Genomic DNA, 18741 nt, shown 5'->3' on the forward strand with positions numbered 1-18741 from the left:
CGGCAGCAGTTTTAGCAGCTGGCTTCGCGGCTGGTTTGGCAGCAGCAGTTTTAGCAGCTGGCTTCGCGGCTGGTTTGGCAGCAGCCGTTCTAGCAGTTGGCTTCGCGGCTGGTTTGGCAGCAGCGGTTTTAGCGACTGGCTTGGCAGCTGGTTTGGCGACAGCAGTTTTAGCAGCTGGCTTCGCGGCTGGTTTGGCAGCAGCGGTTTTAGCGGCTGGCTTGGCAGCTGGTTTGGCAGCAGCAGTTTTAGCAGTTGGCTTGGCGGCTACTTTTGCAGGCGTACGAGCACCCAGTGCTTTAGCTACGGCTTCCTTCACACGGCCAACACCTTGGGCCAGTTTCAGGCTTTCTTGAGCGTCTTTTTTGAGTTGGGAAATGTAGCTGCGGGTTTCGGCTTGGCGATCCTTGAGAGCATCCAGCAGCTCTTCAAGTTCTTTGACCGCGCCTTTGGCTTTGGCTTGTGCCTTGGACTTGCCGGCAGTGGCGGCGTCTTGCAGTTTGGTGCGGGATTTGTGCAGCTTTTCTTGCGCTTTACCGCGTTGCTTTTCCAGTTTGGCGAGCAGCTTTTCTGCATCAGCCAAGGCTTGGGAGCACGCGCTTTCCAGATGTTCGAGCAGGCTGCCCGAAAGTTGTTGGAGCAAGTGCAACGGGGTATTTACAGGCTTCTGTTTGGCCGACATGGTTTACCTCCTGGCTGACGTGGGTGCGGCTCATACTAGCCCTCTGCTCTTACCGCCGCTAGGGCATGTTGACAGTATCCTTTGCGTTGCGTTGCAACGTGCGAAAATTCTTATCGATATAACGGAAAACCGTGCCACTTTTTACGCACTCGCACTGGCATAATCCGTCGCACTTTCGCCGGGAGAATGCCCATGTCGCGTTACCTTTTTCTAGTGTTCGGCTTGGCGATCTGCGTGGCCGATGCAAGCGAGCAACCCTCGTCAAACACCACCGCCGCAACCCCGCACGATCTTGCCTATAGCCTGGGCGCAAGCCTTGGCGAACGGTTGCGCCAGGAAGTCCCCGACCTGCAGATACAGGCCCTGCTCGACGGACTCAAGCAAGCCTACCAAGGCAAGCCACTGGCGCTGGATAACGCGCGCATCGAACAGATCCTCGCGCAGCACGAAACGCAGAACGCCGCCGACGCCCAACGACCTCAAAGCGAAAAAGCACTCGCTGCCGAGCAGCAATTTCTCTCAAGGGAAAAAGCCGCAGCCGGCGTTCGTCAGTTGGCCGATGGGATCCTGCTCACCGAGCTGACACCCGGCACTGGCAACAAGCCGTTGGCCAGCGATGAAGTGCAGGTTAAATACGTGGGCCGACTGCCTGATGGAACTGTCTTCGACAAAAGTACGCAACCGCAATGGTTTCGCCTCAACAGCGTGATCAGCGGTTGGAGCAGTGCATTACAGCAGATGCCGGTGGGTGCGAAATGGCGTCTGGTGATTCCTTCAGCCCAGGCCTATGGCGCAGACGGCGCAGGTGAGTTGATCCCCCCCTATACGCCGCTGGTGTTCGAGATCGAACTAATCGGCACTCGCCACTGACCCATAAAAAAACGGTGCGACATGCGCACCGTTTTTCTTACCTCGCCACCAGCTTCAAGCCTGGGTGGCGGGTTCTTCCTTATGAGCGTTGTGCAGCACTTCGATCAAGCAATCTTCCAGCTCGAAACGCTCATGCAACAGCGCCCCCAACTCTTTGAATTTTTCCGCGACACATTTCCCGGCATCACACAGGTCGGTGAACGCCAGCAGCTTTTCAGTGATCACATCGATGCGCGGATAAAGCGTCTCGGCCAACTCCAGGCCACGCTGATCATCGAAGGCTTCGGCCTCCTTGGTCAGTTGCTCGTAGACGCCGAAATGGCCGGCAGACACGTAGTCCACCAACACCTCACAGAACTCCTGCAACGGCTTGCGATTCTCGCCCAACGCTTCGGGCTTGGCGCCGAGAGCATCAAAGGCCCGAACCAGTTCGTGACGTGCCTTCAACCAGCTGTCGATCAGCTTGTGCACCCCACCCCAGCGTTCCTGAGCATTCTGACAACTTTCCAACATGATGATCTCTCTTCCCTATTGGGGCGCCGCAGCTCTGTACCTGCGCAACACTTCAAGGATGAAGCAGCAGACGGACAAGGCCGCGTCTGACAAGCGGTTTGGATAACGCGTGCGGGCCAGATTATGCCCGCATGACTATGGCTTCAAGGTACGCAGGAGAGAATGTTCATACAAGTGTTTAATCCGCTCCTACAATCTGAGTCTCGTTTTCAAGGTGTTGCGAGGCGCAAATGCCTGCCGAACAACAGCCGTGACACCTGCATGAACCCCAGGATCAGCATCGCCACAAAAAACAGCAGGCTCCACTCAGGCAGGCTCAAGTCAAACAGCGTCCAGTTGATTTCAACGCAATCGACCGTGCCATTGAACACCGAGCGCATTGCCTGCCAGACAGACAGGTTTTCAAGCATGTCCTGCAGGCTGGGCCAGCAATCCCCCACCTGGCTTGCCGGCCTGTTCTGCAACAGGACTTGCCGGCCTGCGGTGATGGCGCCCAGCAACGCACAGCCCATGCTCGCCACCCCATAAAGACAAAGGCCGGAACGCCCAGGTTTGTGAAGCGCGGCAATCAGGTTGATCAAGGCAAAAGACGCGAGGAACAGGCGTTGTACCTGGCATAGAAAACAAGGTCGTAGCAGCGCACCGTATTGAAGGTAGTAAGACGCGCCCAACGTCAGCGCACCCGCCATGAACGCCAGGAAAAACAAAGAGCGTAAAGGGGCCAGAGACATTGTTTATCCGCACTGCAAGAGATAGGTCGCTACGGTAGAGGAAAGGCCCGACCCCTTTCAATACGCCCTAGAGCGGACTTTTCCTCGAAAACATAAGGACATCCCGCCACGGGCCCGAGGAAAATCAGCCAAGACAAGTAGGAATTAGTAACAAAGCCAGTTAAGCCGAGGGGTTGCAGGGTTTGAAGGGTTGGGTGTCAGATCGGTCCTAGCCAACCCATCCACCCTTTCCTACTTCAAACTCGCGCAGGCACTGGCAGCGGCGAGGACAGCAGACGATTGTCGAGCAACCCCAAGCCCTCCTGAAACAGCTGGTTGCTGCGCTCGGTATCGCCCAATTGGGCCAGCAGGCGAGCCAATTCGGCGCAGGCTTCGGGATTGCGCTGTACTTGCAGGCTGCTTTCCAGATAATCCCGCGCCTTGCCCCACAGACTGTTTTGCAGGCACAGACGACCCAGCGTCAGCAGCAGGCTGGCATCGCCTGGATGGTCCTTGAGCCAGCCTTCGGCAAACTTCAGTTGCCGCGCAGGATCACTGCCGCGCAGCAGGCCATACAACCGGATCAGGTGACTGTCATAACCGCGTTTAAGGGCGCCACGCAGCACTTCCTCGGCCTTGGCATCTGCGCCCAATCGACGCAGTTGGTCGGCATACGCCAATACCAGTTGTGGCTGTTGGCGCTGGGCTGCGGTCAGTTGCTCCCATGCGCGCTCCAGAGACTGCAACCCTGCTTCGCCTTGCTCTTCACGCTGGGCCGCCAGGCTCAGATTCTCACCCCAGGCGCGACGCTCCAGCTCGGCCAGCTCATTGGCGGGCAAGACTTTGTCCTTGCGCAGCTCAGGCAGCAGGCGAATCACAGACGACCAATCGCCACGCTGCTGATGCAGACGTTGCAACTGTCGCAGTACTTGCGCGTTGTGCGGGTGACGCTCATGCATCGCCTGAAGGGTGACCAGTGCGCCTTCCGTATCGCCACGGTCCATCTGCAACTGCGCATGGCTCAGTGCAATGGCCAGTTCGGCCTGGGGCTGGCGTTCCAACGCACGCTCCAGCAAGCCGTCGGATTCCTCATAACGGCCCTGTTCATTGGCCGCACGGGCGGCACCGATGTAATACAGCAGGGGTTGGCGCTCTGCTTCGGCGGCGCGGTGCAGGTGGCGTTCGGCGCTGGCCCAGCGGCCCTCGGCGAGGTCCATCTGGCCTTGCTCGATAGCGATCTGCACACGACGGCTGCGGTTGCGTCGTGACCAGGGGTTGACCACGCCACCGGATGTGCTGACCAGGCTCCATAACACGCGGATCAGGTAAATCGCCAGGCCAATGGCGAACACCGCCACCAATGTCGCCCACAGGCTTGATTCGTAATGCAGCAGGTGAGGATAAGTAATCAACACGTAGCCGGTGTGTTTCGAAATGCCCACACCCAGGGCCAGCGCGAGCGCAATCGCGAGCACCAGGATCACATAGAAACGCTTCATCAGCTCTACTCCTGGGTCGCCGGTTTGCCAGCCGAAGCCTTGGCTTCGTCGGCAGACTGATGACGGCGTTCAAGGTACGCCTGCACAGCAGCCAGGCTCGCAGCCAAGTCAGGCGTGACCACCGACACCGCCTTGGGCTCAAGCTCGGCAATACGCGCCAGCATCGCCTTGCTCTGCGGGTTGTCCTGGTTGAAGTTGTCCTGCAATACGCTGCGCGCTTCTCCCAACGAGCGGCTGTACACCGCCGCCTCGCCGTTAAGCGCAGCCCATTGGGCTTGCTCCAGCGCCAGGCTCAAGGCCAGCCGCACTTGGTTCAGGCCTTGGCCTGCCAACAAGGGACGGATGTTGTCATCCGGGTTGAAGTCGATGCGGAAATAACGGGAGATCTGCTCCCACCACTGGCTCAACTGGTTCTGCGTATCGCTGGTGGGACGCCCCTGGGAAGCAGGCTCCGTGAGCTGATACTCCGGGGCAATCGCCGCCAGTTGCACCACCTGGTCACGCAAGGCAGCCAATTGCAGGTACAGGCCGGTACGGTCCGGTTGCTCGGTGCTGCGCAGCGCGGCCAGGCTCTTGGCCAATTGCTCCCGTGCAGCGAAAGCCCCTGGGTCGCTCTGCTCGCGAAGAATTTCGTCGGCCCCCTGCACCAGCGACTGGGCGCTGTTGATGTCTTGCAAGGCGGACAAACGCAAGCTGGCCAGACGGATCAGATGCTCGGCCTCGGCCAGGCGCCAGTCCTTACGGCTGGCACCCAACACGGTTTCCAGACGCTGGTTGAGGCGCTGCTGATCACCCTGCAACTGAGTGACCAGGCGGCGACGCTCTTCCAGCTCATCCGCACCCGGCAACTGCGCCAGGCGGGCGGCCAGCTGTTGCTGGCCTTGCTTGAGGCTCTGGGACTGGTCATCCAGGGTCTGCACCTGGCCCAGTTGGTGCTGGCTGCTGGCTTGCAGGGCACGGACCTGCCAGATCCCCCAGCCGCCGGCGGCTACGCCCGCAGCGCCCAACAGCAAGGCGACGACTGCCAGGCCATTGCCACGGCGTGGCGCGCTGACCGGTGTCTCGACCGGCGCATCAAGCGCGGGCTGAGCTTCATCTTTAGGCAAGGCTGTTTCGCTCACGTATCCGTCCTTTGCGTATCAGAGAGTGGGAACGGGATAGCTCCCTAACGCCACTAACAAAGCCGCGGCACTCGCGCCGCGACAATCCACAACTTTTTCTGCACCCGCGGCCCGCGCCATTTCATATACACGCGGGCTGGGCACGAACAACGGCAGCTGTGCCACCTCTGGCCAATCGGGGCCGGCTAACGCGTGCAGGTGTAAAAAACCCTGCCCACTGCTGACCACCAGGCCGTTCAAGCGTTCCAACTGGATGCGTTGCATCAACGCGCCCTTCTCATACACCGGAAGAAAACGCCGATACAATTCCAGGTAATCGACACTAGCACCTTGCTCGCGTAAACGCTCTGCCAGCAACTCACGCCCGCCCTCGCCGCGCAGGATCAACACCCGGGCACCCGGCGCTGCAATAGCCTCGCGCAAGGCGGGCAGTTCAAGCAAGGCCTCGCTGTCATCGCCCGTGGCGGGAAAGTGAACGTTGAGGCCATGATCGGCCAATATCTGGGCCGTGGCCGCGCCGACACTGAACCAGGGCATTGGCGGCACACTGCCCCCCAACCGCAGCAACGCCAGGCGCGCAGCCGGCTTGCTCACCACGATGACGGCGCGATAGCGCGGCAGCGCGCCGAACACCGCGTGTTGCTCTGCGGTCACCGGCAAGGCTTCAGTCTCCAGCAAAGGCAGGCAGTTGCTGTGAATACCGCTCTGGGCTAATAACGCCGCCAGGGCCGTCGACTCCTCGGCAGGCCGCGTCAGCAGCACTCGCCAGTCGGTCACTGCGGGCCGGCCTCGCCATAGACTTTTTGCAAAATGGTACCCGCGCCTTTTTCCAGCAACGCTTCGGCGACCTGAATCCCCAAGGCCGTGGCATCACGTTGCGGCCCACGTACCTCGGCGGTCAGCAGGTTACCGCCGTCCGGATCACCAACCAGGCCACGCAGCCACAGGTTCTCACCCTCGAGTACGGCATAGCAGGCGATGGGCACCTGGCAGCCACCGTTGAGGTGTTTGTTCAAGGCACGCTCGGCGGTGACGCGCACTTCGGTGTCTGCGTGATCGAGAGGTTTTAGCAGCGCATGAATTTCGCTGTCGGCGGTGCGGCATTCGATTCCGACTGCGCCCTGCCCGCCAGCGGGCAGGCTGTCTTCGACGCTGATGGCCGAGGTGATGCGGTCTTCAAAGCCCAGGCGGATCAAGCCGGCAGCGGCGAGGATGATCGCGTCGTATTCGCCGGCGTCGAGCTTGGCCAGGCGCGTGTTGACGTTGCCACGCAAAAAGCGGATCTGCAGGTCGGGACGCCGCGTCAGCAACTGGGCCTGGCGACGCAGGCTGGAGGTGCCAACGATACTGCCCAGCGGCAATTCGTCCAGGGACGCGAAGGTGTTGGAAACGAAGGCGTCGCGCGGGTCTTCGCGCTCGCAGATACAAAAAAGGCCCAGGCCTTCAGGGAAGTCCATGGGCACGTCTTTCATCGAATGCACGGCGATGTCGGCTTCGTTGTCCAGCAGCGCAGTTTCCAACTCCTTGACGAACAGGCCCTTGCCGCCGATTTTCGACAATGGCGAGTCCAGCAGCTTGTCGCCGCGACTGACCATGGGCACCAGGGAGACCTTGAGGCCGGGATGGGCCTGTTCAAGGCGTGCTTTGACGTATTCGGCCTGCCACAAGGCCAAGGCGCTTTTACGGGTGGCGATGCGGATTTCGCGAGAGGACATGGATCAATCCGTACTGAATAGATACGGCGGATAATAACAGCTCAGGCAAATACGCTTTGATTTGAATCAGCAAGTGCGGGGCCTCCCTGGCCACGTCGCACCGGGATAAGGAATGCAGACCGCGCCGCAACCCTTGGGCTAAAGCTGCTGCATCATCTTGCGCACGCCAGCGACATGGCGTCGGCTGACGATCAACGCATCGCCATTGAGCCCCTTCAGGAATAGCTGAAAGTGCCCCAGGGGCGTGCGCTGCAGGCGCTCGATGCGTTCACGGGCGACCAGCGCGTTGCGATGAATGCGCACGAAACGCTCGCCAAACTCGTCTTCAAGCGCCTTGAGCGGTTCATCAAGCAACACTTCACCGGTCTCGTGGCGCAAGGTCACGTATTTGTGATCGGCAATAAAGTAAACCACCTGGCCGAGTGGGATCAGCTCGATGCCCTTGCGGGTACGTGCGCTGATATGGCTGCGTGGCCCGTTACCACTTTGCGCAGCCGGTTGCGTCAAGGCAGCCAGTTGGGCGCGGCTGGGACGCTCGGCTTTTTTCAAGGCTTTGAGCAAGGCTTCGGCAGTGGCCGGCTTGACGAGAAAACTGACACCGCTGTCTTCCAGCGCTTGTGCAGAAAACTCATCCTGCGCCGCACACAACACCACGGCGGGCGGCGATTCGCGTTCGCTCAAGCGGGCGGCGACCTGCAGGCCATCAAAGCCCGGCATGCGGATATCGAGCAGCACTACATCCGGCTTGTGGCTGTCGATCAGCGTCAACGCCTCTTCGCCGCTGGTGGCGCTCGGTTCAAGGACTGTATAACCCTCGAGTTCACTGACCAGACGGCTCAGTCGCTCGCGGGCTTGGGGTTCGTCATCAACGATCAGGACATTCATATTGCGCTGGATTCCTGCGTGAGTCTCGCACAAGGATAGCGTAGACAGGTGCGGTGACTGACGTCACAGCGATCCACGCTAAGACTAGCGCGAGCGGCAAAAAGTGCCCTGAGAATGGCACCCAAATTTACCCGGACCTGTTCAATAGCGCCCAAGACCCGCTGCCTTCGGGCATCGTCGTAGGGTTCACTGATAAACAATCCGAATACCCCCCTGTTTAATGGATAGTCTGGTTATGACCGCATCACCCGACTTTGGTGCATTCACACACTATCAGTCCAACTGTAGACGCTCACTGAGGCGACATTGCTCAATCGTCAAATATCGTTTCAATAAGTACCTGCCCCCAGTCTCGTCCCGGATGCGGTCGGCGGCAAGGCACTTAGCCATCTCTTACACAAATAAAATTGCCGATCACCCGCAGCACCGCCTCCACGAGCAACCCTGTTATGATCGCCGGCACACCTTCATGCCTCTTTTAAGCAGATCACGAGCGAATCCATGAGCACCGACAAGACCAACCAGTCCTGGGGCGGCCGCTTCAGTGAACCCGTCGACGCCTTCGTCGCGCGCTTCACCGCCTCCGTCACCTTCGATCAACGCCTGTACCGCCACGACATCATGGGCTCCATCGCCCACGCCACGATGCTGGCCAAGGTCGGCGTGCTGACCGACGCCGAGCGTGACAGCATCATCGACGGCCTGACCACCATCCGCGGTGAGATCGAGGCAGGGACGTTCGACTGGCGCGTCGACCTGGAAGACGTGCACATGAACATCGAGGCACGCCTGACCGATCGCATCGGCGTGACCGGCAAAAAATTGCACACTGGCCGTAGCCGTAACGATCAGGTCGCCACCGATATCCGCCTGTGGCTGCGCGATGAGATCGACCTGATCCTGGGCGAAATCACCCGCCTGCAAAAAGGTTTGCTGGAGCAGGCCGAGCGTGAATCGGACACCATCATGCCCGGCTTCACTCACCTGCAGACCGCACAGCCTGTGACCTTCGGCCACCACCTGCTGGCCTGGTTCGAAATGCTCAGCCGCGACTACGAGCGCCTGGTCGATTGCCGCAAGCGTGCCAACCGCATGCCGCTGGGCAGCGCTGCACTGGCCGGCACCACTTACCCGATTGACCGTGAGTACACCGCACAGTTGCTGGGCTTTGACGCCGTGGGCGGCAACTCCCTGGACGGCGTGTCGGACCGGGACTTCGCCATCGAATTCTGCGCCGCCGCCAGCATCGCGATGATGCATCTGTCGCGCTTCTCCGAAGAGCTGGTGCTATGGACCAGCGCGCAATTCCAGTTCATAGACCTGCCGGACCGCTTCTGCACCGGCAGCTCGATCATGCCGCAAAAGAAAAACCCCGACGTGCCAGAGTTGGTGCGTGGCAAGAGCGGCCGTGTATTTGGTGCACTGATGGGCCTGCTGACCCTGATGAAAGGCCAACCATTGGCCTACAACAAGGACAACCAGGAAGACAAGGAACCGCTCTTCGACGCCGCCGATACCCTGCGCGACTCGTTGCGTGCCTTTGCCGACATGATTCCGGCGATCAAGCCCAAGCACGCGATCATGCGTGAAGCGGCCCTGCGCGGGTTCTCTACCGCGACCGACCTGGCGGACTACCTGGTGCGCCGGGGCCTGCCGTTCCGTGACTGCCACGAAATTGTCGGCCACGCCGTGAAGTACGGTGTGGACACCGGCAAGGACTTGGCGGAAATGAGCCTGGAAGAACTGCGCCAGTTCAGCGACCAGATCGAGCAGGATGTGTTTGCCGTGCTGACCCTGGAAGGCTCGGTGAATGCCCGTAATCATGTGGGCGGCACTGCGCCGGCACAGGTCAAGGCGGCGGTCGTGCGCGGCCAGCAATTGCTCGCCAGCCGCTAAAATTGTGGGAGGGGGCTTGCTCCCGAAGACGGTGTATCAGACAAGAAAATCTTAGCTGACCCACCGCCTTCGGGAGCAAGCCCCCTCCCACATTGGTTATTTCTTGGCCGCAATCATCGCCATGAATGCCGGCATCGCCGCCTGCCTGTCCGCCTCTATCTTCTGCGCATTGGGCATCCCATTCAGGCGCGCCAACAAGGCTTTCGCCTTCGGCAACTGCTCCAGCAGGTCCAGCCCAAACAGCTTCTCGCCCACACCGCAGGCCAGGTTCAGGCTGTACATGAAATACAGGTCCGCAAGGGTGAAGCTCTCACCTGCCACATAAGGCGCAAACTGACCGTGCCGACCTAACGTACCCATCCCAAGCAACAGCTCGGCCCTGGACTTCTCCTTGATCGCCTCCGGCACCGCCATGCCGAAAAAAGCCTCGGCGAAACACGCCCGCGCAGGCAGTTCGATGTACAGCTCGATCTCACGGCACAGCGCCAGCACCTGAGCCCGCGCAAACGGGTCGGCGGGCAACAGCGCCGGACCTTCCTGGGTCTGTTCGAGGTATTCGAGAATGACGCTGGTTTCGTTGATGAACCCCTGCTTCACACCCAGCACCGGCACTTTGCCGCGGGGGCTTACCGCCAAGGCTTCGGGAGTTTGCCCAGCATAAAAAGGCACCTCTTCGAAGGGCAGTCCTTTCTCCAATAGCGCCAGCTTGACCATGTTGTAGTAGTTGCTGACCGAAAATCCGTAAAGCTTGAGCATCGCAAAGCCTCCAGGCCGGGTGTGGGGTTGGCTGCAAGAGTTATAGATCCTCGAGGGCACCCTGACCAGCAGCATCACCCACCTGAATGGGGGTAGACTGACGCCCTTTCCTTGAGGAGCCTGCCATGAGCGAGCCGACCGATATCGACAACGACGAAGAAGAATTCACCGAGACCACGCTGATCGAAGCCATCGAGAACCAGATCGAGAGCGATAACCCGCCAGCGGCCAAGGCTACGTTCAACAAACTGACCCTGGTGGGTTACGAGCGCGAAGATATCCTGAATCTGATGGCTCACGTGCTGGCGTTCGAGATCGACGCCATGCTCGAAGATGACCGCGCCTTCAATACCGAGTGGTATGAAACGGCACTGCGGGCACTGCCCGAGCTGCCGCCGGAAAAGGAATAACCCCGGCACGCAGCAACACGCTGGACAGTTCGGCAAAGTGCGTTCACCTTATGGCCTGCTAGCCTCTAATAAATTTTAGAAAGTCTGGAGTCCTTATGTCGTATACCCCTGAGTTGGTTGCCGAACTGGAAATCCTTGTACTCTTCCCCTTGGACAGCACCAAGGAAGGCTTGAAAGTCCATCAGACTGCCGCCCCTACTGCCATCGCCGCTGCCAAGCGCCTCCATGCCAAAGGGCTGATTGACCAACCGGACGGGGGCTACCTGACGAGCCTTGGCCGGGACGCTGCCGAGCAAGCCCAAACCCTGCTGACCATCCTGACCACTGCCAACACCAAAGAAGCCGCCTGATACTTGATACCGCCCATGGAGTCCGCCGCCTGCGGATTCCGCGGGTGGTGCTGCGCGGCATACGAAATTCTGACGCCAAAAAGCCACTTCCCTCTAAAACTCCTACGCTACTGTCTGTAAACTCCTGCATGGCCGCCCGCGTCGGGCTGCGAGCCACCGAGTTCGACATGACCCGCACCCATGAAATCCGCCCCGATCTGGACGAAGGCATCGACCGTAAGGTGCTGACCCAACTGCGCGCGCGTTTCATGACCCTCAATCAAGGCCGCATGGCCCGGGCCGTCGAGGGGCTGACGCCACGCCAGCAAAGCGTGCTGGCTTTGTTGCCGCTGTTTTTCCACGTCAATCATCCGCTGTTGCCGGGCTATGTCTCCAGTAACACACCGGCTGGCCTGTCGAATTTCGAACCGGACGCCCAGGCCTTGGCCGATGCCCAACGCCTGACCCGCTCGTTCTCCTATAAACCGCGCCATGGCAACCCGCCTACGCCGATCCACGGTTTGTTCCTGATGGGCAGCCTTGGCACGCTGGCGCAGGCCGATCAAAGCGATATGGACGTGTGGGTATGCCACGCTCGCGACCTGAGCGAGACCGAGCTGGCCGAGCTGCGCAAAAAGTGCCAACTGCTGGAAACCTGGGCCTTGAGCATGGGCGCCGAGGCGCATTTCTTCCTGATCGACCCGACGCGCTTTGTGTTGGGTGATCGCGATACGCCACTGAGTTCCGACGACTGCGGCACCACCCAGCACTACCTGCTGCTGGATGAGTTCTATCGCACCGCGATCTGGCTGGCCGGGCGCACGCCCATCTGGTGGCTGGTGCCGGTCTACGAAGAAAACCGCTACGCCGAATTTACTCACGCCCTGGTGTCCAAGCGCTTTATCCGCGCCGATGAAACCCTCGACCTCGGCCATCTGGCTCATATTCCTCCGGGGGAGTTTATTGGCGCCGGGCTGTGGCAACTGTTCAAGGGCATCGAGTCGCCCTATAAATCGGTGCTCAAGCTGCTGCTGACCGAGGTCTACGCCAGCGAACACCCGAAGGTGCAATGCCTGAGCCTGCGCTTCAAACAGGCGGTGTTCAGCCATCAGGTAGACCTGGATGAGCTGGACCCGTACATCATGGTCTACCGCCGCATCGAGGAATACCTCAAGGCCCGCAACGAGCTGGAGCGCCTGGAACTGGTGCGCCGCAGCCTGTACCTGAAGGTCAACCGCAAGCTCAGCGCCGGCCAGCGCACCGCCGGTTGGCAACGGCAGCTGCTGGAACGCCTGGCGCATGAGTGGGGCTGGGACACGCGCCAACTGGCCCTGCTGGACAGCCGCAGCCAATGGAAAGTGCGCCAGGTCGCCTCCGAGCGCCGTGCTCTGGTCAATGAGTTGAACTACAGCTACCGCTTCCTCACCCAGTTCACCCGCAGCGAACACACCGCCAGCGCGGTCAATAAACGCGAACTCAATGTACTGGGCCGCCGCTTGTATGCGGCGTTCGAGCGCAAGGCCGGCAAGGTCGAGTTCATCAACCCCGGCATCGCCCCGGACCTGGCCGAAGACACTTTGACCCTGGTGCAGTCGCCCAACCGCAAGGAGCCGGGCCAGCACCATTGGGGCCTGTATAACGGCAACCTTACCGCTCTGGAGTGGGAACACTTCGCCCCGATCAAACGCAGCCGCGACCTGCTGGAAATGCTCACCTGGTGCCATCGCAACGGCGTGATCGACAGCAGCACCCGCCTGGCGCTGCACCCCGGCACCAGCGACATGACCGAGTTCGAGCTGTTCAACCTATTGGGCAGCCTGCAACAGACCATCGCCCTGCCCCTGTCCAGTGTCGATGAGAGCCGCTTGCTGCGCCCGGCAGTGCCGGAAGAGGTGCTGCTTTTGATCAACGTTGGGGTTGACCCGCTCAAACATCATCGCGACCTGAATATCCTGATGACCACAGAGCGCACCGACTCCCTGAGCTATGCCGGCGTGCGCGACAATCTGGTGCTGACCCTGGACCAGGTCACGCTCAACAGCTGGAACGAAGTGATGGTCAGCCGCTATGACGGCCCCCACGCCCTGCTCGACTGCCTGCGCGACTACCTCAACCAACTGCCCTCGAACCATCTGCCACGCCTGCGAGTGCGTTGTTTTTGCCACAACCGGGCACAGTTCATTGCCCAGCGGGTGGAAGAGGTATTCGACACCGCGCAGCATCTGCTGCTCGGCCAGGGCAATCATCGCTACCTGCTCCAGGTGCAGCAGCATTATCACGTCATGGAACTGGTACCGGGCCAGGCCACCCATGTGTCACTGCCGACCCAGGACGCGCTGATCGCCTACCTCAGCGAGGAGCTGGTCAGCTATAGCCCGTGGCACCTGGACGCCATGGCCTTGGAAGACCACGACCTGGCGCTGCTGCTGCCCATGGGCCAAGCCGAGTGTGTGCAGGTGTTCTACCGCGTTAATGAAGGCTTCGCCGACGTCTACGTGCTCGACGAATTCAACGCGCTCTGGCAACAGCGCTTGCCATTTCATGATGAGCAAAGCCTGTTGGCGCCGTTGCAGCGCTTTTTGCAATCGATCCTGTATCGCCGCGAAGCACTATCGTCCCTGGACACCCAGCAACCCGCGGGCGAGATACAGATCCTGTATTACCAACTGTTGCCATCGGGCAGCGGCCGTGCGCGGGGCGTTGAGCCAAGGCCGGCCCCGCAAGACCCGGCCAACAAGGCGTTTTATGACGTGCAGGCCATTATCGGCAAAGGCACGCCAGGCCACGTAGGGATCACCCTGTACTGCAATCAGCGGGAGTTTTGCGAACTGGAATTTGGCGACCAGCTGTTTACGGTGGTCGCCCGGGAGATCGTCGGGCAACGTCGGGAAACCGAGCGTTACCGCTGCTATATCACTGATCTGGATCTGTCGGGGCTGCTCGGTGATGTGCAAAGCCCAAGCAATCTGTACCTGCGCTATAAAGCCGAACTGGAACAGTCACTCAATGCGGCCTTGAATCAGGTTTAGAGCGGGAAGGCGCCGCCATCTTTGGGCTGGCCTTCGACGCTGAGCAATTCCAGCTTCAAGGTCTTGCCGCCTGGCGCCGGCCAGTCGATGTGCTGGCCCACTTGCAGGCCGAGCAATGCGCTGCCCACGGGTGCCATGATCGAAATCTTGCCTTCGTCGGCGTTCGCGTGCTTGGGGTAGACCAGCGTCAGGTGATAGTCCTTGCCGCTGCTTTGCTCACGGCAATGCACGCTGGAGTTCATGGTCACGACACCCGCAGGCACTTCATCGTGACCAACCACGTCTTCGGCGCGGTCGAGTTCGGCTTGCAACGCTCGGGCGCCGGGAAACTCGTCGCCCAAGCGGTCGATCAGTTGCTCCAGACGCTGCACGTCAAGACGGGTAAGAATGATGGACGGTGCGGTGGTCATGATTCAGGCAGACTCCTTTTTTCTGCACAAAAAAGCAAAACCCCGCCAGGAAAAGGCGGGGTTCTCACGGACCTCGATGAATGGAGGTGTATCCGGACACTACCACAGCGACACAAATAAACAAGACGCCGTCAGGCGCTCGCCTTGCGCTGTTCAGCCTCGGCGCAGATCACCCGGCGCCGCGCATCGTCGGCAGAGCGCCATTCCCGGATGTCTTCCACGTGGCGGAAGCAGCCCAGGCAGACTTTCTGCTCGTCCAGGCGACACAAACTGATACAAGGTGACGGCACTGCCGGGCTGACATTGCTAAACAGCGGCTTGGGCGGGCGTACGGTTGCAGGCTCACTCACCATCAGACCTCGTCGAAATCCAGCTCGACGCCGGTGTATTCCTGGACCAGTCGGGTGAGCATCTCACCCAGCAACTCTTCACTCTTGTCGCACTGCCATTTGCCGCTTTCTTCATCGTAGTCGAAGTGAACGCCACCGGAGCGCGCCGCCAGCCACAGCTGACGCAGAGGCTCCTGGCGACTGAAGATCAATTGCGGGCCAGTCTCGAACTTGACGGTCAGCACACCGGCCGAGTTTTCCAGATCCACATCCAGGTCGCTGTCGTCGAAAATATCTTCCAGCTTCTCCTGGGTGGCATCCACCAGGTCGTGAAAACGGGCTTCGGTCAAACTCATTGTGGCAACCTCAAAAGTGTCTGGTTTTGCTCAAGCGCCGCACGATACGGGCGAGCCTCGCCGATTGCAAAGGATACTGATTTGATCACGGATGACGGTACGAAATATCCCCAGGCATCGTAGCCTGCTTCCCTACTGTCTCGGCAAACCCCCGCCGGACGGGTGTTGCGGCGCATAGGCAAGCTGGCGGGTGGTCGGTATACTCGGGCGCAATTAATGCATATTCAAGGATTTCGCCATGAAGCGCCTGATCTCTTCCCTTGCTGCGCTCGTCGCGGTCGCTTGCCTCGTTAGTGCCTGTGGCCAGAAAGGCCCGTTGTACCTGCCGGATGACAGCAAAGATCCAAACGAACAGGCGCAATCGTCGCAAAAGCCGTCAAAAGCCCATAAGCACGACACCTACTAAGTTAAGGGAAACTTATGGACGCTTTTAACTACCGGGACGGCGAGCTGTTCGCGGAAGGCGTGGCCTTGTCCGCGATTGCCCAGCGCTTCGGCACCCCGACCTATGTGTACTCGCGTGCGCATATCGAAGCCCAATACCGCTCGTTCACCGACGCCCTCGACGGCGTGCCGCACCTGGTGTGCTACGCAGTCAAGGCCAACTCCAACCTGGGTGTACTCAATGTCCTGGCGCGTCTTGGCGCTGGTTTTGACATCGTGTCCCGTGGCGAGCTGGAACGCGTACTGGCCGCCGGTGGCCAGGCGGACAAAATCGTCTTCTCCGGCGTCGGCAAGAGCCGCGAAGACATGCGCCGCGCCCTGGAAGTCGGCGTGCATTGCTTCAACGTCGAATCCACCGACGAACTGGAGCGCCTGCAAGTCGTTGCCGCCGAAATGGGCGTTCGCGCGCCGATCTCCCTGCGCGTCAACCCGGATGTCGACGCCGGCACCCACCCGTACATCTCCACCGGTCTCAAAGAGAACAAGTTCGGCATTGCCATCGCCGACGCCGAGGACGTGTACATCCGCGCAGCCCAACTGCCGAACCTGGAAGTGCTGGGCGTCGACTGCCATATCGGCTCGCAACTGACCACCCTGCCACCGTTCCTGGATGCCCTCGACCGCCTGCTGGCCTTGATCGACCGCCTGGGCGAGTGCGGCATCTACCTGCACCACATCGACCTCGGTGGTGGCGTGGGCGTGCGTTATCGCGATGAAGAGCCGCCACTGATTGCCGACTATATCCAGGCCGTGCGCGAACGCATCGAAGGCCGCGACCTGACGCTGATGTTCGAGCCGGGCCGCTACATCGTCGCCAACGCTGGCGTGTTGCTGACCCAGGTCGAGTACCTCAAGCATACCGAACACAAGGATTTCGCCATCGTCGATGCGGCGATGAACGACCTGATCCGCCCGGCGCTGTACCAGGCCTGGATGGATGTCACCGCCGTGACGCCGCGCACAAGCGAAGCCCGCGCCTATGACATCGTCGGGCCCATCTGCGAGACCGGCGACTTCCTCGCCAAGGATCGTGAGTTGGCGCTTGAGGAAGGTGATCTGCTGGCCGTGCATTCGGCCGGTGCCTACGGGTTTGTCATGAGTTCCAACTACAACACCCGCGGGCGTACCGCCGAGGTGCTGGTGGACGGTGATCAAGCATTTGAAGTGCGTCGCCGCGAGACGGTAGCCGAGTTGTATGCTGGCGAAAGCCTGCTGCCGGAGTAAGCCATGCTGCTGCGTTTTACCAAGATGCACGGGTTGGGTAATGATTTCATGGTCCTCGACCTGGTCAGCCAGCACGCGCACATCCTGCCCAAGCACGCCAAACAGTGGGGTGATCGCCACACCGGCATCGGTTTCGACCAGTTGCTGCTGGTCGAGGCGCCGAGCAACCCGGAGGTGGATTTCCGCTACCGGATCTTCAACTCCGACGGTTCCGAAGTGGAACAGTGCGGCAACGGCGCGCGCTGCTTTGCGCGCTTTGTGCTCGACAAACGCCTGACTGCCAAACGCCAGATTCGCGTCGAAACCAAAGGCGGCGTGATCGAACTGGACATCCGCAACGATGGCCAGATCAGCGTCAACATGGGCGCCCCACGCCTGGTGCCGGCGGATATTCCGTTCCAGGCCAGCGAGCAGGCCACCAGTTATGCACTGGATGTAGACGGCAAGACCGTCGACATCGCCGCCGTGTCCATGGGCAACCCTCATGCAGTGCTGCGGGTCACCGACATCAATAACGCCCCCGTGCACGAACTGGGGCCGAAGATCGAACATCACCCGCGCTTTCCGGCAAGGGCCAATGTGGGCTTCCTGCAGGTGATCGACCGCAACCGTGCGCAATTGCGCGTATGGGAACGCGGCGTCGGCGAAACCCAGGCTTGCGGCACCGGTGCTTGCGCCGCTGCCGTGGCTGCGATCAGCCAGGGGTGGATGGATTCGCCGCTGTTGATCGACCTGCCCGGCGGACGTTTGTCCATCGAATGGGCAGGCCCTGGCCACCCGGTGATGATGACCGGGCCGGCCTCGCGCGTATACGAAGGACAGGTCCGTCTATGAGTGAGCCAAGCTAATGACCGATAAGCCTCAAGTACCCGCACACGCTACCCCGAGTGAAAGCCTGGAGGCCGCTGCTGTCGCGGCGTACCTTGAGGCTAACCCGGACTTCTTCGTCGAGCACGAAGAACTGCTGCCGGCCCTGCGCATCCCTCACCAGCGCGGCGATACCGTATCGCTGGTGGAGCGGCAGATGAAGATCCTGCGCGAGCGTAATATTGAAATGCGCCACCGGCTCTCGCATCTGATGGACGTGGCCCGCGACAACGACCGCTTGTTCGACAAGACCCGCCGCCTGATTCTGACCCTGATGGATGCCACCAGCCTGGAAGAAACGGTGATCGCCGTGGAAGACAGCCTGCGTGAGGATTTCCAGGTGCCCTTCGTCAGCCTGATCCTGTTCAGCGACAACCCGATGCCGGTGGGCCGCTGGGTCACAGGTGGCGAAGCGCAGACGGCCATCGGCGGCCTGCTGTCCGAAGGCAAGACCGTCAGCGGCACCTTGCGCGAGCATGAGCTGGACTTCCTGTTTGGCGCCGAACAGCGCAAGCAGATCGGCTCTACGGCCGTCATCGCCCTCAGCCATCAAGGCTTGCACGGGGTACTGGCCATCGCCAGCCGCGACCCGGCGCACTACAAAAGCTCGGTGGGCACGTTGTTCCTGACCTATATCGCCGAAGTGCTGGGCCGCGTCCTGCCACGCCACACCACCACCCTGCGCGCGGTGCGCTGATC

Annotated in this window: 21 protein-coding genes; 9 read left to right on the forward strand and 12 right to left on the reverse strand. The window is 60.6% G+C overall.

Annotation, left to right across the window (positions count from 1 at the left end):
* A partial coding sequence (locus BOP96_RS08670; RefSeq protein ID WP_192902332.1) for an AlgP family protein occupies positions 1 to 679 on the reverse strand: 679 nt, incomplete at its 3' end.
* Between the two features lie 192 nt (positions 680 to 871).
* On the opposite strand from BOP96_RS08670, the gene BOP96_RS08675 reads away from it, so the two are divergent.
* Entirely contained in the window at positions 872 to 1549 is a 678-nt protein-coding gene (locus BOP96_RS08675; protein ID WP_014720441.1) for an FKBP-type peptidyl-prolyl cis-trans isomerase, read from the forward strand.
* Positions 1550 to 1603: 54 nt separating this feature from the next.
* Here BOP96_RS08675 and BOP96_RS08680 read toward each other — a convergent pair whose 3' ends face one another.
* The 7 genes from BOP96_RS08680 to BOP96_RS08705 form a co-directional block, all read right to left on the reverse strand.
* Positions 1604 to 2062 (reverse strand): Rsd/AlgQ family anti-sigma factor, encoded by a 459-nt coding sequence (locus BOP96_RS08680; RefSeq protein ID WP_014720442.1) that lies wholly within the window; start codon positions 2060 to 2062, stop codon positions 1604 to 1606.
* Between the two features lie 209 nt (positions 2063 to 2271).
* Positions 2272 to 2793: a disulfide bond formation protein B gene (locus BOP96_RS08685; protein ID WP_073452476.1), complete on the reverse strand. Its 522-nt coding sequence runs from the start codon at positions 2791 to 2793 to the stop codon at positions 2272 to 2274.
* A 236-nt stretch (positions 2794 to 3029) separates the two neighbouring features.
* Positions 3030 to 4271 (reverse strand): heme biosynthesis protein HemY, encoded by a 1242-nt coding sequence (locus BOP96_RS08690; protein ID WP_032901898.1) that lies wholly within the window; start codon positions 4269 to 4271, stop codon positions 3030 to 3032.
* A gap of 5 nt (positions 4272 to 4276) precedes the next feature.
* Positions 4277 to 5392 (reverse strand): uroporphyrinogen-III C-methyltransferase, encoded by a 1116-nt coding sequence (locus BOP96_RS30430; RefSeq protein WP_014720445.1) that lies wholly within the window; start codon positions 5390 to 5392, stop codon positions 4277 to 4279.
* A gap of 18 nt (positions 5393 to 5410) precedes the next feature.
* Complete coding sequence (locus BOP96_RS30435) at positions 5411 to 6169, reverse strand: uroporphyrinogen-III synthase (protein ID WP_014720446.1); 759 nt, start codon at positions 6167 to 6169, stop codon at positions 5411 to 5413.
* Entirely contained in the window at positions 6166 to 7107 is a 942-nt protein-coding gene (gene hemC / locus BOP96_RS08700) for a hydroxymethylbilane synthase (protein WP_019819816.1), read from the reverse strand. The genes BOP96_RS30435 and hemC overlap by 4 nt, the downstream gene beginning before the upstream one ends.
* Before the next feature lie 138 nt (positions 7108 to 7245).
* Positions 7246 to 7992 (reverse strand): LytR/AlgR family response regulator transcription factor, encoded by a 747-nt coding sequence (locus tag BOP96_RS08705; protein WP_003195394.1) that lies wholly within the window; start codon positions 7990 to 7992, stop codon positions 7246 to 7248.
* Positions 7993 to 8493: 501 nt separating this feature from the next.
* Here BOP96_RS08705 and argH point away from each other — a divergent pair.
* Positions 8494 to 9888, forward strand: coding sequence for an argininosuccinate lyase (argH, locus tag BOP96_RS08710; RefSeq protein WP_020302866.1), 1395 nt, complete (start codon positions 8494 to 8496; stop codon positions 9886 to 9888).
* A gap of 96 nt (positions 9889 to 9984) precedes the next feature.
* Here argH and BOP96_RS08715 read toward each other — a convergent pair whose 3' ends face one another.
* Entirely contained in the window at positions 9985 to 10644 is a 660-nt protein-coding gene (locus BOP96_RS08715) for a glutathione S-transferase family protein (protein ID WP_073452479.1), read from the reverse strand.
* A gap of 125 nt (positions 10645 to 10769) precedes the next feature.
* Here BOP96_RS08715 and BOP96_RS08720 point away from each other — a divergent pair, with 125 nt between their 5' ends.
* The 3 genes from BOP96_RS08720 (at position 10770) to BOP96_RS08730 (ending at position 14412) form a co-directional block, all read left to right on the forward strand.
* Positions 10770 to 11054, forward strand: a complete 285-nt coding sequence (locus BOP96_RS08720; RefSeq protein ID WP_014720450.1) for a hypothetical protein — start codon at positions 10770 to 10772, stop codon at positions 11052 to 11054.
* Between the two features lie 95 nt (positions 11055 to 11149).
* On the forward strand, positions 11150 to 11404 hold the full coding sequence (locus tag BOP96_RS08725; RefSeq protein ID WP_014720451.1) for a TIGR02647 family protein: 255 nt from the start codon (positions 11150 to 11152) through the stop codon (positions 11402 to 11404).
* Positions 11405 to 11571: 167 nt separating this feature from the next.
* The gene (locus BOP96_RS08730; RefSeq protein ID WP_073452543.1) at positions 11572 to 14412 is read left to right on the forward strand and encodes a class I adenylate cyclase; all 2841 of its coding nucleotides are present in this window, start codon (positions 11572 to 11574) and stop codon (positions 14410 to 14412) included.
* Here the strand turns inward: BOP96_RS08730 and rnk are convergent.
* The 3 genes from rnk to cyaY form a co-directional block, all read right to left on the reverse strand.
* Complete coding sequence (gene rnk, locus BOP96_RS08735) at positions 14409 to 14822, reverse strand: nucleoside diphosphate kinase regulator (RefSeq protein WP_014720453.1); 414 nt, start codon at positions 14820 to 14822, stop codon at positions 14409 to 14411. The genes BOP96_RS08730 and rnk overlap by 4 nt on opposite strands.
* A 131-nt stretch (positions 14823 to 14953) precedes the next feature.
* Positions 14954 to 15172 (reverse strand): DUF1289 domain-containing protein, encoded by a 219-nt coding sequence (locus BOP96_RS08740; RefSeq protein ID WP_032873896.1) that lies wholly within the window; start codon positions 15170 to 15172, stop codon positions 14954 to 14956.
* 2 nt (positions 15173 to 15174) lie between these two features.
* On the reverse strand, positions 15175 to 15507 hold the full coding sequence (gene cyaY, locus BOP96_RS08745; RefSeq protein ID WP_014720455.1) for an iron donor protein CyaY: 333 nt from the start codon (positions 15505 to 15507) through the stop codon (positions 15175 to 15177).
* A gap of 238 nt (positions 15508 to 15745) precedes the next feature.
* Between cyaY and lptM the strand changes: the two genes are divergently transcribed.
* The 4 genes from lptM to BOP96_RS08770 are packed head-to-tail and all read left to right on the forward strand — an operon-like array spanning position 15746 to position 18739.
* Complete coding sequence (gene lptM, locus BOP96_RS08755; RefSeq protein ID WP_003195417.1) at positions 15746 to 15913, forward strand: LPS translocon maturation chaperone LptM; 168 nt, start codon at positions 15746 to 15748, stop codon at positions 15911 to 15913.
* 14 nt (positions 15914 to 15927) lie between these two features.
* Positions 15928 to 17175 (forward strand): diaminopimelate decarboxylase, encoded by a 1248-nt coding sequence (gene lysA, locus BOP96_RS08760; protein WP_003195418.1) that lies wholly within the window; start codon positions 15928 to 15930, stop codon positions 17173 to 17175.
* Between the two features lie 3 nt (positions 17176 to 17178).
* The gene (gene dapF, locus BOP96_RS08765) at positions 17179 to 18009 is read left to right on the forward strand and encodes a diaminopimelate epimerase (RefSeq protein ID WP_014720457.1); all 831 of its coding nucleotides are present in this window, start codon (positions 17179 to 17181) and stop codon (positions 18007 to 18009) included.
* A gap of 13 nt (positions 18010 to 18022) precedes the next feature.
* The gene (locus BOP96_RS08770) at positions 18023 to 18739 is read left to right on the forward strand and encodes a DUF484 family protein (RefSeq protein WP_014720458.1); all 717 of its coding nucleotides are present in this window, start codon (positions 18023 to 18025) and stop codon (positions 18737 to 18739) included.
* Positions 18740 to 18741: the final 2 nt, after the last annotated feature.

Origin of the sequence: Pseudomonas sp. FSL W5-0203 (genome assembly GCF_001896155.1) — a bacterium.
In the GTDB taxonomy this organism is placed as follows: domain Bacteria; phylum Pseudomonadota; class Gammaproteobacteria; order Pseudomonadales; family Pseudomonadaceae; genus Aquipseudomonas; species Aquipseudomonas paracarnis.